General features: G+C 63.4%; 14 protein-coding genes. 1 reads left to right on the top strand and 13 read right to left on the bottom strand.

Features of this window, described 5'->3' with window-relative positions; all coding sequences use genetic code 11:
- Nucleotides 1-7: 7 nt before the first annotated feature.
- The 9 genes from F758_RS0104440 to miaA all read right to left on the bottom strand — a co-directional run bounded on the left by F758_RS0104440 (nucleotide 8) and on the right by miaA (nucleotide 9,644).
- On the bottom strand, nucleotides 8-391 hold the full coding sequence (locus tag F758_RS0104440) for a rhodanese-like domain-containing protein (RefSeq protein WP_024506724.1): 384 nt from the start codon (nucleotides 389-391) through the stop codon (nucleotides 8-10).
- An 813-nt stretch (nucleotides 392-1,204) separates the two neighbouring features.
- Entirely contained in the window at nucleotides 1,205-2,224 is a 1,020-nt protein-coding gene (gene ilvC / locus F758_RS0104430; RefSeq protein ID WP_024506723.1) for a ketol-acid reductoisomerase, read from the bottom strand.
- Nucleotides 2,225-2,361: 137 nt separating this feature from the next.
- Nucleotides 2,362-2,964: a LysE family translocator gene (locus F758_RS0104425; RefSeq protein WP_024506722.1), complete on the bottom strand. Its 603-nt coding sequence runs from the start codon at nucleotides 2,962-2,964 to the stop codon at nucleotides 2,362-2,364.
- Between the two features lie 3 nt (nucleotides 2,965-2,967).
- On the bottom strand, nucleotides 2,968-3,846 hold the full coding sequence (locus F758_RS0104420; RefSeq protein WP_024506721.1) for an EamA family transporter: 879 nt from the start codon (nucleotides 3,844-3,846) through the stop codon (nucleotides 2,968-2,970).
- Between the two features lie 15 nt (nucleotides 3,847-3,861).
- The gene (locus tag F758_RS0104415; RefSeq protein WP_024506720.1) at nucleotides 3,862-4,557 is read right to left on the bottom strand and encodes a class I SAM-dependent methyltransferase; all 696 of its coding nucleotides are present in this window, start codon (nucleotides 4,555-4,557) and stop codon (nucleotides 3,862-3,864) included.
- A 5-nt stretch (nucleotides 4,558-4,562) separates the two neighbouring features.
- Entirely contained in the window at nucleotides 4,563-5,105 is a 543-nt protein-coding gene (gene ilvN / locus F758_RS0104410; RefSeq protein ID WP_024506719.1) for an acetolactate synthase small subunit, read from the bottom strand.
- A gap of 202 nt (nucleotides 5,106-5,307) precedes the next feature.
- Complete coding sequence (locus tag F758_RS0104405; protein WP_024506718.1) at nucleotides 5,308-6,291, bottom strand: threonine dehydratase; 984 nt, start codon at nucleotides 6,289-6,291, stop codon at nucleotides 5,308-5,310.
- Nucleotides 6,292-6,494: 203 nt separating this feature from the next.
- Entirely contained in the window at nucleotides 6,495-8,270 is a 1,776-nt protein-coding gene (locus F758_RS0104400) for an acetolactate synthase 3 large subunit (protein ID WP_024506717.1), read from the bottom strand.
- 453 nt (nucleotides 8,271-8,723) lie between these two features.
- Nucleotides 8,724-9,644 carry a tRNA (adenosine(37)-N6)-dimethylallyltransferase MiaA gene (gene miaA, locus F758_RS0104390; RefSeq protein ID WP_024506716.1) on the bottom strand — a complete coding sequence of 307 codons (921 nt, stop codon included), beginning with the start codon at nucleotides 9,642-9,644 and terminating at the stop codon, nucleotides 8,724-8,726.
- A gap of 3 nt (nucleotides 9,645-9,647) precedes the next feature.
- On the opposite strand from miaA, the gene serB reads away from it, so the two are divergent.
- Nucleotides 9,648-10,538, top strand: a complete 891-nt coding sequence (gene serB / locus F758_RS0104385; protein WP_024506715.1) for a phosphoserine phosphatase SerB — start codon at nucleotides 9,648-9,650, stop codon at nucleotides 10,536-10,538.
- Between the two features lie 168 nt (nucleotides 10,539-10,706).
- Here the strand turns inward: serB and F758_RS0104380 are convergent, their stop codons facing one another.
- From F758_RS0104380 to hflK, 4 genes are all read right to left on the bottom strand, one after another.
- Nucleotides 10,707-12,194 carry a Do family serine endopeptidase gene (locus F758_RS0104380; protein ID WP_024506714.1) on the bottom strand — a complete coding sequence of 496 codons (1,488 nt, stop codon included), beginning with the start codon at nucleotides 12,192-12,194 and terminating at the stop codon, nucleotides 10,707-10,709.
- A gap of 247 nt (nucleotides 12,195-12,441) precedes the next feature.
- The gene (locus F758_RS0104375) at nucleotides 12,442-12,648 is read right to left on the bottom strand and encodes a DUF2065 domain-containing protein (protein ID WP_024506713.1); all 207 of its coding nucleotides are present in this window, start codon (nucleotides 12,646-12,648) and stop codon (nucleotides 12,442-12,444) included.
- 104 nt (nucleotides 12,649-12,752) lie between these two features.
- Nucleotides 12,753-13,712 (bottom strand): protease modulator HflC, encoded by a 960-nt coding sequence (hflC, locus tag F758_RS0104370; protein ID WP_024506712.1) that lies wholly within the window; start codon nucleotides 13,710-13,712, stop codon nucleotides 12,753-12,755.
- Nucleotides 13,709-14,854 (bottom strand): FtsH protease activity modulator HflK, encoded by a 1,146-nt coding sequence (gene hflK / locus F758_RS0104365; protein ID WP_024506711.1) that lies wholly within the window; start codon nucleotides 14,852-14,854, stop codon nucleotides 13,709-13,711. Before hflK ends, hflC begins: the two co-directional genes overlap by 4 nt.
- Between the last annotated feature and the right edge of the window lie 68 nt (nucleotides 14,855-14,922).

Here is a 14,922-nt window from a genome sequence, read left to right as displayed (position 1 = left end):
CGCAGCCTCACACGCCCGGTTCAACCGCGCCGCCGCTATCGGCCCAATCCTTGAAGCCGCCGATATTGTAGACATGGTCGTAACCCATGTCCTTGAGCAGCTTGCCCGCGAGCGCGGCGCGTCCGCCGGATGCGCAATAGAGGATGACGTTCTTGTCCTTGACAAAGTTCTTGTCGTGATAGGGCGACTCCGGATCGGCGCGAAACTCCAGCATACCCCGCGAGACATGCACGGCGCCCTTGGCCTTGCCGCTCTTCTCGACCTCCGGCGCGTCGCGCACGTCGACCACGAGCGTGTTGCCCTTCGCGATCAGATCCTGCGCCTCTTGCGGCGAGATCTTCGGCACGGCGGCATTCGCCGCCTCCAACATCTGCTTGACGGTGAGAGCCATCCGAACCTCCTTGAGAGTTGTAGGGTGGGCAAAGCAACGCGTGCCCACCGCCTTGAACCTGAAGTAGTGGGCGCGGCGCGTGCGCGCCTTTGCCCACCTACAATGCCGCAACCGATTCCATGTTCTCAAGCAAAAGCGGTCGCCTGCAACGCGGCAAGATGCCACCGATCAGCAAGAATATGCATGAGCTCTCAATGCTTGCAGCGCGGGCGCTTTGCTCAGCCAAGAGGCGAGCACAACCCGCGATGAGAGAGGAGATGAAATCTTGAGTCTTCGCCTTTGAAGCGAAAGGGTTTTTGGACCGCAAGAGTCCGCCCAATAAGCACACAGATCAAGAATGTGATTTAACTCTCACTTCTTGATCGCCGTTGCCGCGCTTGAAGAAGCCGGAGTGGTTTGACAAGAGCCGGAGCGGATGGATGAAGTCCACGAACTCGGCTGCAGGGCGGCAAGATCGCTGCCCGGATCACGCCGGCACCATGCCGGGCAAGCCTTAAAATTTCGTTTGCGGTAATTCGAAACCGTGCACGACGTCATCAGCCTCGAAAGCAAGCGCTGTCGGTTGAGCGACTTATGCGCGGAGACAATCCCTCGTCGCGATCACCGGGAGAAGTCGGCTGCGTATCGGAGGACTCTCCACGAGTTCAGTCCGCGGAGAGTCCCCCCTCACCCTAACCCTTTCCCCGCACGCGGGGAGAGGGAAAACCTGGCTCTCCGCCAGGAGCTTTAGTTCTTCTCGTCGACGAGCGCGCCCTTCTTGATCATCGAGATCGCGCCTTGCGCGATCTCGATGACGAGAGCGTGGATCAAAGGCTAGTTCTTGGTCTTATCGACCAACGCGCCCTTCTTGATCCACGGCATCATGTCGCGCAGCTTGGCACCGACTTCCTCGATCGGATGCGTGGCGAGCTTGGCGCGGGTCGCCTTGAACGAGGTCTGGTTGACCTTGTTCTCCAGCATCCAGTCGCGCGCAAAGCGACCAGACTGGATGTCGGCCAGCACCCGCCTCATCTCCTTCTTGGTCTCATCGGTGATGATGCGCGGACCGGTGACGTATTCGCCGTATTCGGCGGTGTTGGAGATCGAGTAGTTCATGTTGGCGATGCCGCCTTCATAGATCAGGTCGACGATCAGCTTCACCTCGTGCAGACACTCGAAATAGGCCATCTCCGGCGCATAGCCGGCTTCGACCAGCGTCTCGTAGCCGCCCTTGATCAGCTCGACCAGGCCGCCGCACAGCACCACCTGCTCGCCGAACAGGTCGGTCTCGCACTCTTCCTTGAAGGTGGTTTCGATGATGCCGGCCCGGCCGCCGCCGATGGCGGAGGCGTAGCTGAGGCCGAGATCATGGGCGTTGCCCGAGACGTCGCGGGCGATCGCGATCAGGCAGGGCACGCCGCCGCCGCGCTGATATTCCGAGCGCACGGTGTGGCCGGGGCCTTTCGGCGCGATCATCAGCACGTCGAGATCGGCGCGCGGCTCGAGCAGGTTGAAGTGGACGTTGAGGCCGTGCGCGAACACCAACGCCGCGCCCTTCTTCATGTTGTCGTGCAGATGCTCGCGGTAGATGTCGCCCTGCAGTTCGTCGGGGGTGAGCATCATGACGAGGTCGGCCCATTTGGCCGCCTCAGAGACATCGAGCACCTTGAAGCCGGCGGCTTCCGCCTTCTTCACGGAAGCAGAGCTCTTGCGCAGCGCAATCGCCACCTCCTTGACGCCGGAATCCTTCAGGTTCAGCGCATGGGCGTGGCCCTGGCTGCCATAGCCGACGATGGCGACCTTCTTGCCCTTGATCAGGTTCAGGTCAGCATCGCGATCGTAATAAACACGCATCAGTGGTTTCCTCTTCGAGTGGCCGCCATCGGCCGGGTCAGATCAGGATTTGTCGGGTGAATTTTTGAGATTTCGCGCGTTGTCTAGAGCATTTTATCGTCCATTGGAAACTCGATTCTGCATGGCGGGTCGCGGCCTTATGCGTCCATGAAGACCGGATACAGCGACGCCAGCAGCAGCAGCGCCATCGCCACGTTGAAGGCCCGTACCGCCCGTTCCGACTTGAGCACCGGCCGCAGGGCGCTGCCGAACAGCGTCCAGGTCATGGTGGAGAGCACGCCCAAGAACAGGCAAAGCAGGGTCTGGATCGCGATGTTGAGAGGAAAACGCGCGATCGCGGCATAGGCCGTGATCGTGCCGATCACCATCACCCAGCCCTTGACATTGATCCATTGAAATACGGCGGCGCCCCAGAACGTCATGGGGCCGCGGTTGTCGTCCTCGCCAGGCGTCGGCGGACCGGACATCGCGATCACGACGGCGAGATAGATCAGATACGCCGCGCCGGCATATTTCAAGATCGTCTGCAGCACCGGATAGGCGATGAAGATGGTGCCGAAGCCGAGGCCGACGGCACCGACCATGAAGGCAAAGCCGATGGTGATGCCGGCGATATGCGGCAGCGTGCGGCGAAAGCCGTAAGTTAGCCCCGAGGACAGGACCATGATGTTGTTCGGTCCGGGCGTGAAGAACATCACGATGGCGAACAGGATGAAGGCGAAGAGCAGCGATTGCGACATGGCTCACTCCACGATCACAGGCACCGTCCGCGGCCGCTTCGACAGCAGCATCACGGCGATGCCGCCGACCACGGTGACCATGCCCGCCAGCCGTAATGGCCCGAATTTCTCGGAGAAGACGACGCTGGAGGCCGCCGCCCCCACGAACGGAACCAGAAGCGCAAACGGCACAACTTGGGCTGCCGGATAGTCGCGCAGCAGCCGCCCCCACAGCCAATAGGCGATGGAGGTGGAGATGGCGCCCAGCGCCAGCATGCAGGCGAGGCCCGTGAGCGACATATGGGTCAGCGCGTGCCAGGTCGGCGCCGGCCCGTCGGAGGCCAAGGCCAACGCGAAAAGCGGGACCGCCGCGGTCAGGCACAGCCAGGCGAACAGATCGAACATCGGCACGCCTTGCGCGCGACGCAGCAACAGATTGCCAATGGCAAAGCTGATCGGTGAAACCATCAGCACGGCGAAGGCGCCAACGCTGAAGTCATAGCCGACGGTGGCGCAGATCATCAGCAGGCCAATCGCGGCAATGGTGACGCCAACCATCTGCATCGGCGTCGGCCATTCGCGAAAGGCGACCACGGCAAAAGCGATGGTGAACAGCGCCTGGCTCTGCACGATCACGCTGGTCAAGCCCACCGGCACGCCATGGGCGATGCCATAGGCCTGCGCCAGGAACTGACCAAGAAACAGCGTGAAGCTGATCGCGACCAGCAGCGACCATGAGACTTTCGGCTTGGCCACGACCAGGCACGGGGCAGCCGCAATGCCGAAGCGCAGCGCCGTCATCAGGGCCGGCGATAATTCATCAAGCGCGATGCGGCTTGCGACAAAGGCAAGCCCCCAGATGACCGCCACCAGGACGGCGATAAAGACGTCGGCCGGTTTCATTGTTCCTGGCTCTTGTTAGCCTTGGTCGCCTGGCTTTGGTTTCCTCAGGAGATAGGTGCCGTGCAGTGGGGCATGATAATCGGCGGAAATGAGCGTGAAGCCAACCTCTATCAGCATGCGCTCCATCACCCAGCCGAAGGTGGAATATTCGTCGCGCATATGCGTCACAACGCTGTTGCGCTCGAAATCGTGATTTTTGATATTGAAATCGGCCCATTCTCCGACGCTGCGCTCGCCGCCGTCAGGCATGCTGACGAAGACGATATCGCGCAGGTAGAAATTTGCGCCCGGCTTTAACGCGGCGAAGATGCGCGCGGCCGCCACCGCTTTCCAGAAGTCCGGAAGATGGTGCAGCGTGAACTCGCTGACGATCAGGTCATACGAGTTTGGCTCATAGGCGAAGCTGAGCAGCCCGGCCGACCGGGTGCGGATGCGGGCCCTGCGATCGCTTGCGTAGACTTCGGCGAGCGCCAGCATCGCCGGCGAAATATCGATCGCGTCGACCTCGGCGCCCATCAGCGCTGCTTCGGTCGCGAGTACGCCGTTGCCGCATCCGATATCGGCAACGCGCCAGCCCGGCTCGACGCCGAGCATGCTCAGCGCCGCGCGGGCGCGCAGGTCGGCATCGTCGTCTTGACCGTAGATCGAGGCCACCGCGGTATCGAGCCCGATCCGCCGTCTCTGATTGTAGAACCAGTCGCGCGCCAGCATGGTTCTTACATCCCTTCAGGCCCGCGGCCGATAGCGGCAACGCCGGTGCGCGACACCTCGACCAGGCCGAGCGGACGCATCAGGTCGATGAACTGGTTGATCTTGGCGGTGTTGCCCGTAATCTCGAACACAAAGCTCTCGGTGGTGGCATCGATGACGCGGGCACGGAAGGCGTCCGCGAGCCTGAGCGCCTCGACCCGATGCTCGCCCACTCCGCGCACCTTCACCATGGCAAGCTCGCGCTCGATGGCGCGGCCCGTCTGCGTCATGTCGACCACCCGATAGACTGGGACCATGCGGTCGAGCTGGTGCTTGATCTGCTCGATCACCATCGGCGTGCCCGTGGTCACGATGGTGATGCGCGAGAGATGTTTCTGGTTCTCGGTCTCGGAGACGGTGAGGCTTTCGATGTTGTAGCCGCGCCCCGAGAACAGGCCGATGACGCGCGCGAGCACGCCGGGCTCGTTCTGCACCAGCACCGCGAGCGTATGGGTCTCGCTGGGATCGTGGCGGTCTTCCATGAAATAGGCCGATGCGGGCTGGCTCATGCTTGTTGTCCCCTGCTCATCTCTCCGGCGTCATGTCGAGCACACTCTCTCTGCTCCGTCATTCCGGGGCAGTTCAAAGGACCGAACCCGGAATCTCGAGATTCCGGGTTTGATGCTTCGCATCGCCCCGGAATGACGAACGCAACATCGAGGTCGGGCAAGCCCGGGCATGACGACTGCATTTGCGGCGCGATCACCCTCATCACACCGGTATCCTCTCGGCAACGGCGTTCTCCGCCATCACCCATTTGCGAAACAGATCGAAATCGATATTGCCGCCGCTCAGGATCAGCCCGACGCGCTTACCCGCAATCTTGCGCTTTTCCTGCAGCGCGGCTGCGAGCGCGGCGGCACCGGCGCCTTCCGCGAGGTTGTGCGTATCGGTCCAATAGGCGCGGATCGCGGCGGCGATCTCGTCGTCAGTGACCTGCACGATTCGGGAGGCGCCTTTGCGGATGATCGCCAGCGCATCGGTATCCGGAATGCGCGTCGCCATGCCGTCGGCGAGCGTGTTGGAGCTCTCGGTGGTGACGACCGTGCCGGCCGCGAAAGAGAGCGCGTAGGACGGCGCCAGCGACGATTGCACGCCGACGATCTCGGTCTTCAGGCCAAGCAGGTCGCGCACCAGGATGCAGCCGCAAATGCCGGAGCCTTGCCCGATCGGCACATAGAGCACGTCGATATCGGGCGCGGTGCGTAACAATTCCAGCGCGTAAGTGGCAACGCCGAGCATAAGGTTGGGATGAAAGGCGGGCACGATGTGCAGGCCTTCGCGCTCGGCCTGGCGATAGGCCTCTTCTCGCGCGGCCTGAAAATCCTCGCCATGTTCGACGAGCCTCGCGCCGAATGCGGCCATCGCCCGGTTCTTCTCGACCGAATTGCCGCGCGGCACGTAGATCGTCACCGGCAGGCCATGACGCCGGCCGGCAAGAGCAAGGCTCTGCCCGTGATTGCCGCGCGTGGCCGAGATCAGGCCGCGCGTCTCGGGCTTTTCGCGCTTCAGGCGCTCGACGTAAGTCAGCCCGCCGCGCACCTTGAAAGCGCCGGTCGGCGTGTGGTTCTCGTGCTTGACCATGACCTCCGTGCCGAGCCGCTCTGCAAGCAAGGGCCAAGCGTAGGCCGGCGTCGGCGGCACCGCTTGGCGGACCACCTCATGCGCACGCTCGAGCTCGGCGAGGTCAAACATGTCTCAGACTCGCGTTTGAGCACACGGCTGCCCCGAACGCGCTCCTCTTCACCTCGCCCCGCTTGGGGATGCGATGCGGGTGAGGGGAATTCTCCAAGAGCTCGGCGCGTGGAGAGAGCCCCTCACCCCAAGCCTCTCCCCGCGAAGAGCGGGGAGAGGGAGTAGAAGCGCATGCGGCTGCTCGGTTCATGTCCACATCGGCCTCACACCAGCGCCTTGCCGCCGGCAAATGCAGCGGCGGTGGCCTCGTCTTCGGCCTCCGCCGGCAGCAGCATCTCATTATGCGCCTTGCCGGAGGGGATCATCGGGAAGCAATTTTCCAGCGCGGCGACGCGGCAGTCGAACAGCACCGGGCGCTTGACCGAAATCATCTCCTTGATCGCACCGTCGAGGTCTCCCGGCTTGATGGCCCGGATGCCGACGCAGCCATAGGCTTCCGCCAGCTTGACGAAATCCGGCATCGCCTCGGTGTAGGAATGCGACAGGCGGTTGCCGTGCAGCAGCTGCTGCCACTGCCGCACCATGCCCATATACTGGTTGTTGAGAATGAAGATCTTGATCGGCAGTTCGTGCTGCACAGCGGTCGACATTTCCTGGATCGTCATCTGCACCGACGCGTCGCCGCCGACATCAATGACGAGGCTGTCGCGGTGGGCGACCTGCACGCCGATCGCCGCCGGCAGGCCATAGCCCATGGTGCCGAGCCCGCCCGAGGTCATCCAGCGGTGCGGCTCCTCGAAGCCGAAGAACTGCGCCGCCCACATCTGGTGCTGGCCGACTTCGGTGGTGATGTAGACGTCCTTGCCGCGCGTCGCCTCGAACAGCCGCTGGATCGCATATTGCGGCATGATGATGTCGTTGCTCTTCTTGTAATGCAGCGAATTGCGCGCGCGCCACGTCGCGATCTGCTGCCACCAGGCCTTGATGTCCGGCTTCTTGGCTTCCGCCTTGAACACCTGCAACAGGTCGCCAAGCACGTTGCCGGCATCGCCGATGATCGGCACGTCGACGCGGATGTTCTTGTTGATCGAGGAGGGATCGATATCGATGTGGATCTTCTTCGAGCCCGGCGAGAACGCATCCGTCCGCCCCGTGATGCGGTCGTCGAAGCGCGCGCCGACGCACAGCATGACGTCGCAATCATGCATGGTCATGTTGGCCTCGAAAGTGCCGTGCATGCCGAGCATGCCGAGCCAGTTCTTCCCCGATGCGGGATAGGCACCGAGCCCCATCAGAGTCGAAGTGATGGGAAAGCCGGTGACATCGACCAGCTCACGCAGCAGCTTTGCTGCGTCAGGGCCGGAATTGATGACGCCGCCGCCGGAATAGATCACGGGGCGCTTGGCCGAGGCGAGCAGCGCCACCGCTTTACGGATCTGCGTCGCATCGCCCTTCACCCGCGGCGCGTAGGAGATGTGCACGTCGGATTTGCGCGGCGGATGATAGGTGCCGACGGCGAACTGCACGTCCTTCGGCACGTCGACCACGACCGGTCCCGGCCGGCCCGAGGTTGCGACATAAAAGGCCTCATGCAGCACCTTGGCGAGATCGTTGACGTCGCGCACCAGCCAGTTGTGCTTGGTGCAGGGACGCGTGATGCCGACGGTGTCGCATTCCTGGAAGGCGTCGTTGCCGATCAGGTGCGTCGGCACCTGGCCGGTGATGCAGACCAACGGAATTGAGTCCATCAGCGCGTCGGTCAGCGGCGTCACCATGTTGGTGGCGCCGGGGCCGGAGGTCACCAGCACGACACCAGGCTTGCCGGTCGAACGCGCATAGCCCTCCGCGGCGTGGCCGGCGCCCTGCTCGTGCCGCACCAGGATATGCTCGATCGCGTCTTGCTGAAAAATCTCGTCATAGATCGGGAGCACCGCGCCACCGGGATAGCCGAAGAGGTGCTGCACACCATGATCGATCAGCGCCCGCACGATCATGGCGGCTCCCGTCATCTGGCTGGGATTATGGCTCGTCTCGCTCATGGTTGGCTCCGGATCTGCCGCTCTCGCGCGGTCTCGTCGTTGCTTTGAGGAAATAAAAAAGGGCCCAAGAGGCCCCATGCACACCGCCTGGATTTGGATGGACGTCAGCCATCCCCGGCGGTGCGCCTGGGTACGACCACGATAATAAGGAGCTTGGAAATAATGTTACGCATGGCTCGGGTCGGACTTCCCAAAGGTTGCGCGCAACATAACGGCCGATGGCCCAAAGTCAAGGCATCCCAGCCGATTTGGCACGCTTTGACAGTGTAACCGCGTTCCAAGATTTCCGCGAGAGCGAATTTTGCGACGACAGCACCGAAGGCCGGTCATGGCAGGCGCCGTCATTCCGGGGCGGTGCGACAGCACCGAACTATGGTGCGCAATTGCGCACCTGAGAATCTCGAGATTCCGGGTTCGGTCTGCGACGCGCGCTGGAATGACGGAGGCGAATAATTACAGCTCCTGCTTGAGCCATGCCCTCGCCTCCTCCGGCTTCATCCAGGCAAACTCCGGTAGCTGGTGCCGGAACCAGGTGAACTGCCGCTTGGCATAGTGCCGCGTATCGGCGCGGCCAATCTCGGAAGCCTGCTCCAGCGTGATCTCGCCCTTGAAATACCGAAGCAGCGGCGGCACGCCATGGGCCTTCATCGCCGGCAACAGCGGATCGAGCTGTCGCGCCGCCAGCCGCTCGACCTCGTCCAAGGCGCCGGCCTTCAGCATGGCCTCGAACCGGGCGTCGATCCGGGCGTAGAGCGCGCCGCGTTCGGGCGCGAGAAACAAGGCGGAAAATTGCCCCGGCGGCAGCACCGGCGGCAGGCCGTCGCGGTGCCAATCGAGCAGCGAGCGTCCGGTCGCCTCGACGACTTCCAGCGCCCGCGCAATGCGGGTGCGATCGCGCGGTTTCAAGCGCTCGGCGGCGGCCGGATCGCGGCGCACGAGTTCCGCATGCAGCGCTTCCACGCCGTCGCACTCGAGCCGCGCGCGCACGGCCTCTCGCACCTCGGCAGGCACCGGCGGCACGGCGGAGAGCCCGCGCGTCAGCGCCTTGAAATAGAGCCCGGTGCCGCCGACAAAGATCGGCATGCGATTTTGGGCACGCGCACCAGTGAGCGCCGAAGCCGTGTCAGCGACCCACGCGCCGACGGAGAAGTTGATCGCCGCATCGACATAGCCGTAAAGCCGGTGGGCGACGGCGGCCTCTTCCTCGGGCGAAGGACGCGCGGTCAGCACACGCAGGTCCCGATAGACCTGCATGGAATCGGCGTTGATGATGATTCCGCCGGTTTTTTCCGCAAGATCCAGTGCGAGCGCCGACTTGCCGCTGGCGGTCGGCCCTGCGATAAGCACCGCCTTGTTCTTCCGAAGCGAAATCACCCGATGTCTCTCGTCGCGACCCTGATCTGCAATCCCGCCAATCCCGCACTCGATTCCACGATCGTGGACGGCGCGCTCGCCGTGCTGCCCTCGCCCGGACACGTGCAATGGCTGTTCGACGAAGTCGCGGTCGACATCCCCTTCCAGAGCGAGGAGGAGGTCCACGCGATCGAGGGCCGGTTGCGCGAGGCGCGCGGCGACCTGCCGATCGATATTGTGGTGCAGCCTATCGCGACCCGGCGCAAGAAGCTTTTTCTGGCGGACATGGATTCCACCATGATCGGCCAGGAATGCATCGATGAGCTCGCCGACTTCGCCGGGCTCAAAGAGCATGTCGCCAAGATCACCGAGCGCGCCATGCGCGGCGAAATCGCCTTTGAGCCGGCCCTGCGCGAGCGCGTCAGCCTCTTGAAGGACCTGCCGGTCAGCGTGGTCGACGAGGTGCTGACAAAACGCATCACGCTCACCCCGGGCGGCCGCGAGCTGGTGATGACCATGCGCGCCCAGGGTGCCTATACCTGCCTGATCTCGGGCGGCTTCACGCTGTTCACGAATGCGATCGCGGCTAAAATCGGCTTTCAGGAAAACCGCGCCAACGAGCTCGTCGTACGCGACGGCAAGTTCACCGGCGAAGTGCGCGAGCCGATCCTGGGCCGCGCCACCAAGCTCGCGACGCTGATCGAGCTCACCGAGTCCTTCGACCTCGACGAGATCGATACGCTCGTGGTCGGCGACGGCGCCAACGATCTCGGAATGATCCAGAAGGCCGGGCTGGGCGTCGCCTATCACGCCAAACCCGCGGTCGCGATCGCGGCCGCCGCGCGGATCGATCACGGCGACCTCAGCGCGCTGCTCTACGCGCAGGGGTATCGGCGGGAGGAGTTTGTGCCCTAACCGACTGCCAAATGTGCGGACCGTTATTCCGGGGCAGTCCGCAGGACCAGACCCGGAATCTCGAGATTCCGGGTCTGGTCCTGCGGACCATCCCGGAATGACGGTGCCTAAAACGCAAATGACCGGGACGAGCCCGGCCATTGCGCACCTGATTTGCAACCAGTTCTATTACTGCACGCTCAGTGCCACGAACCGCAGTTCGCCGTCCGCATTGGACACCAGCAGCAGAACCGACTTTTTGCCGTCCTTCTTCAACTGGTCGACGCGCTTCTTGATGTCGGCGGCGCTCGATACCGCCTCCTGCGCAACTTCAACGATGACGTCGCCCGCCGACAGCCGCTTGTCGGCGGCATCCGAGGCGCCATCGACGCCGGTGATCAGCACGCCCTTGACGGTGTCCTTGATCTTGAACTTGCTGCGCAGGTCCTTGCTCAGCGTCGCAAGGTCAAGGCCGAGCGCCTTTTGCGTCACAGGCTTATCGGCAGGCTCTTCCTTGGGCTTAAGCGCGGCCTGCACCTTGTCAGTGTCTTCCAGCTTGCCCAAGGTGACGTGATGGGTCTCCTCCTGGCCCTTGCGGATGATGACGACATCGACCTCCTTGCCGACCGCGGTGTCGGCCACCACGCGGGAGAGATCCTTCGGCTCCTTGATGTCCTTGCCGTCGAACTTGATGACGACGTCGCCGGGCTCGATGCCGGCCGGCTTCGCCGGGCCCTTGTCGTCGATGCCCGCGACCAGCGCACCGCGTGCCGGATGGATGTTCAGGCTGTCGGCGATCTCGTCGGTCACCGACTGGATGCGCACGCCGAGCCAGCCGCGGCGCAGCTCGCCATATTGGCGGAGCTGATCGACGACGGCGGCGACCGTCTTCGACGGCACAGCAAAACCGATGCCGATCGAGCCGCCGGAGGGCGAGATGATCAGGGTGTTGACGCCGATGACCTCGCCATCGAGGTTGAACAGCGGACCGCCGGAATTGCCGCGATTGATGGCCGCGTCCGTCTGGATGTAGCTATCATACGGCCCCGAGGAGATGTCGCGGTTTTTCGCCGAGACGATGCCTGCGGTCACCGTGCCGCCCAGGCTGAAGGGGTTGCCGATCGCGATCACCCAATCGCCGAGCCGCAGCTTGTCGGAATCGCCGAACTTCACCGCGGTCAGCGGATGCGGCGGCTTGAACTTCAGGACGGCAAGGTCGGTCTTCTTGTCGATGCCGACGATCTCCGCCTTGATCTTGGTGCCGTCGTTCAGAATCACGTTGATCTCGTCGGCGTCCGCGATGACGTGATTGTTGGTGACGACAACGCCGGCGGGATCGACGATAAAGCCGGAGCCGAGCGAATTCGTCTTGTGCGGCATCAGGTCGCCGCCGCCCTTGCCGCCCCTGCGGTTCTTGAAGAAGTCGTCGAAGAATTCCTCGAATGGCGAGCCCGGCGGAAGTTGCGGCATCGCGCCGTGACCATCGTTCTTGACCTCGACGGTCTGCGAAGTCGAGATGTTGACAACGGCGTCGATCACTTTTTCGGCGACGTCGGCGATGCCCTCGGGTCCTCGCGCGAAGGCGGGTTTTGAGATCAGCACCGCCGCCGCGCCCAGGCAGACTGCAGCCAGAAGCGGGCGCAGGCGATGGCTCAAGGCGGATGTGGCAGCGAACATATAAATTCTCTCCAGAGATCGGAATTGGGATTTACGTCCACACTGCGCCCGAACGGGGGTACGGCGCAAGCACTCAGATTGTTGCGGATTCCGCCGCCATAAGGGGTAGCTAATACGGCAAAAAGCCGACACCAGCCCTCACGATCGCGTTCTTTTTGCCGAACGTCATTCCGGCATGGCGCGTCAGCACCAGACCCGGAATCTCGAGATTTTCACTTCGTGCCGGCGCGCCCCGAAGCGACGGAAACTAGATCGGACGCCGCACCGCCCAGATCACGATCAGGCCGATCACCGCCGAACCGATACCGACCGCACGCAGGACATTGTCCGGAGTCGCTAGCGCGCTTTTCATCGCCTTGCGCATCCAGGTCGGACTTGCCGCGAACAGCAGGCCTTCGATCACGAACAGGACGCCCAGACCGATGAGGAAGTCGGCGATCGCTAGGGATCTCATCGGAATGGAACCTCCCGCTTCATGTGTTTTCCTTGTTGCTCTTGGGCGGGCGCGAACGAAAAGGTTCGCGCCGCCGCTGTCAACTGTCGATCAACTGGGGCCGTTCAGGGCTTCGGCGAGGGGCTGGTCGCCGGTGCGCCAGGCGCTGCGGCGGCCCCGCTGGTAGCAGGTGCTGCCGACCCTTCCGCCGTCATCTTACCCGAGGGGTTGTTGAAGTAGCGGAAAAAGTCGGAGTCCGGCCGCAGCAGGAAGCGGGTGTCGCTGCTCTTTAGCCCGGCCTCGTAAGCCCCCATCGAGCGATAGAAGGCGAAGAAATCGGGATCCTTGCTGTAGGCCTCGGCAAACAGCCGGTTGCGCTCGGCATCGCCCTCGCCGCGGGTGCGCTCGGCCTGGGATCTCGCCTCCGCCTCGATGATGGTTGCCTCGCGGTCGGCATTGGCGCGGATTTCCTGGGCCTTCTGGCCGCCCTGGGCGCGGAACTCGGCCGCTTCGCGCTGACGCTCCGTCTGCATCCGCTGATAGACCGCTTGGCTGTTCTGCTCGGGCAGATCAGCGCGGCGGATGCGGACGTCGACCACTTGTATGCCGTAACCGTCGGCCTCGTGATCGAGCTGGTTGCGGATGCGCTGCATCAGGGCTTCGCGCTCGTCGCGCACCACCTCGATGAAGGTGACCTCGCCGAGCACGCGCCGCAGCGCGGCGTTGAGCAGCGTGGTCAATTGCAGGTTCGCCGCCTGCACCGTGCCGACGCTCTGATAGAACCGCAGCGCATTCTTGATGCGGTAACGGGCGAAGGCGTCGACAACGAGCCGCTTCTGGTCGGAGGCGATCACTTCCTGCGAGGGGTTCTCGAGATCAAGGATGCGCCGATCGACCGGGATCACGGTATCGATGAACGGCGCCTTGAAATGCAGGCCGGGGTCGGTAACGCTGGCGACCGGCCGGCCGAACCGCACCACCAGCGCCTGTTCCGTCTGCTGCACGGCAAAGACCGAGCTATAGGCGACGATGGCGACGAGCAGCAGCAACACCAGCGCAATGATGCCTGTAACAGGAGACTTCATTTCGTAACTCCACTGGACTGCTGCGCCGAGCCGGTGGTCGCCGGAGGCTGACGCCGCGGCGTCAGCTCGTTCAAAGGCAGATAGGGAACGATGCCGTGGCCGGCCGCACCGTCGAAAACCAGCTTCTCGGAGCCGCCGAGGATGCGTTCCATGGTCTCGAGATAGATGCGCTCCCGCGTCACGTCCTTCGCCTTGGCATACTCTTCATAGACCTTCAGGAAGCGCGCGCTCTGGCCTTTGGCTTCGGCGATCGCCTGCTGCTTGTAGCCCTCGGCGTCCTGGAGGATCTTCGCGGCGCGGCCCCTGGCATCGGGCACGACGCGATTGGCATAGGTCTGCGCCTCGTTCTGCAGCCGTTCGAGGTCGGCGCGCGCGGCCTGCACGTCGCGGAAGGAATCGATGACCTGTGCCGGCGGGTCGACCTTCTGCATCTGCACCTGGGTGATCTGGATTCCCGAGCCGTAGCTGTCGAGCGTCCGCTGCATCAGCTGCTGGACGGCCTGCTCGGTGGTGGTGCGGGCGCCGGTCAGGATCGGCTGGATGTTGGAGCGCCCGATCACCTCGCGCATCGCGCTTTCCGCGACCGCCTTCACCGTGCCTTCGGGATTCTGGATGTTGAAGAGAAAGTCGGCGGCACCATTCGGCTTGATCCGCCACAGCACCGTGAAGTCGACGTCGACGATGTTCTCGTCGCCCGTCAGCATCAGGCTCTCCTCGGGCACGTCGCGGATCGAGCGGCCACGCCGGGCCGGATCATCGATCAGCGTCATGCCGATGGAGATGGTGTTGACGCGCAGCGCCTTCGGCAGGAGCACGGTCTCGATCGGATAGGGCAGATGGTAATTCAATCCCGGCTGCGCATCGCGGACATATTTGCCGAAGCGAAGCACGATGCCGAGCTCTTCGGACTGCACGCGGAAAATACCGGAGAACAGCCAGATCGCGACGATGATGAGCGCGATCAGCGCGATACCGACGCCGCTGAAATAGCCGCCCGGCAATAGCTGCTGCAGACGATCCTGGCCGCGGCGCAGAAGCTCTTCCAGATCGGGCGGCCGCGGCCCGACCGGTTGCGGGCCCGAGCCCCATGGTCCCTTGGGACCCGAGCCCCAGGGGCCTCCGCTCTGATTCTTCCACGGCATTCGATACTCTCCTCCGCGGGAGCCACGGCTTGATCGCTCGGTCCCGCAATACCGTCAGGCCTTATAAG

It is taken from the genome of Bradyrhizobium sp. ARR65 (assembly GCF_000472385.1).
In the GTDB taxonomy this organism is placed as follows: domain Bacteria; phylum Pseudomonadota; class Alphaproteobacteria; order Rhizobiales; family Xanthobacteraceae; genus Bradyrhizobium.
This window is presented reverse-complemented; position numbering and strand designations above follow the sequence as displayed.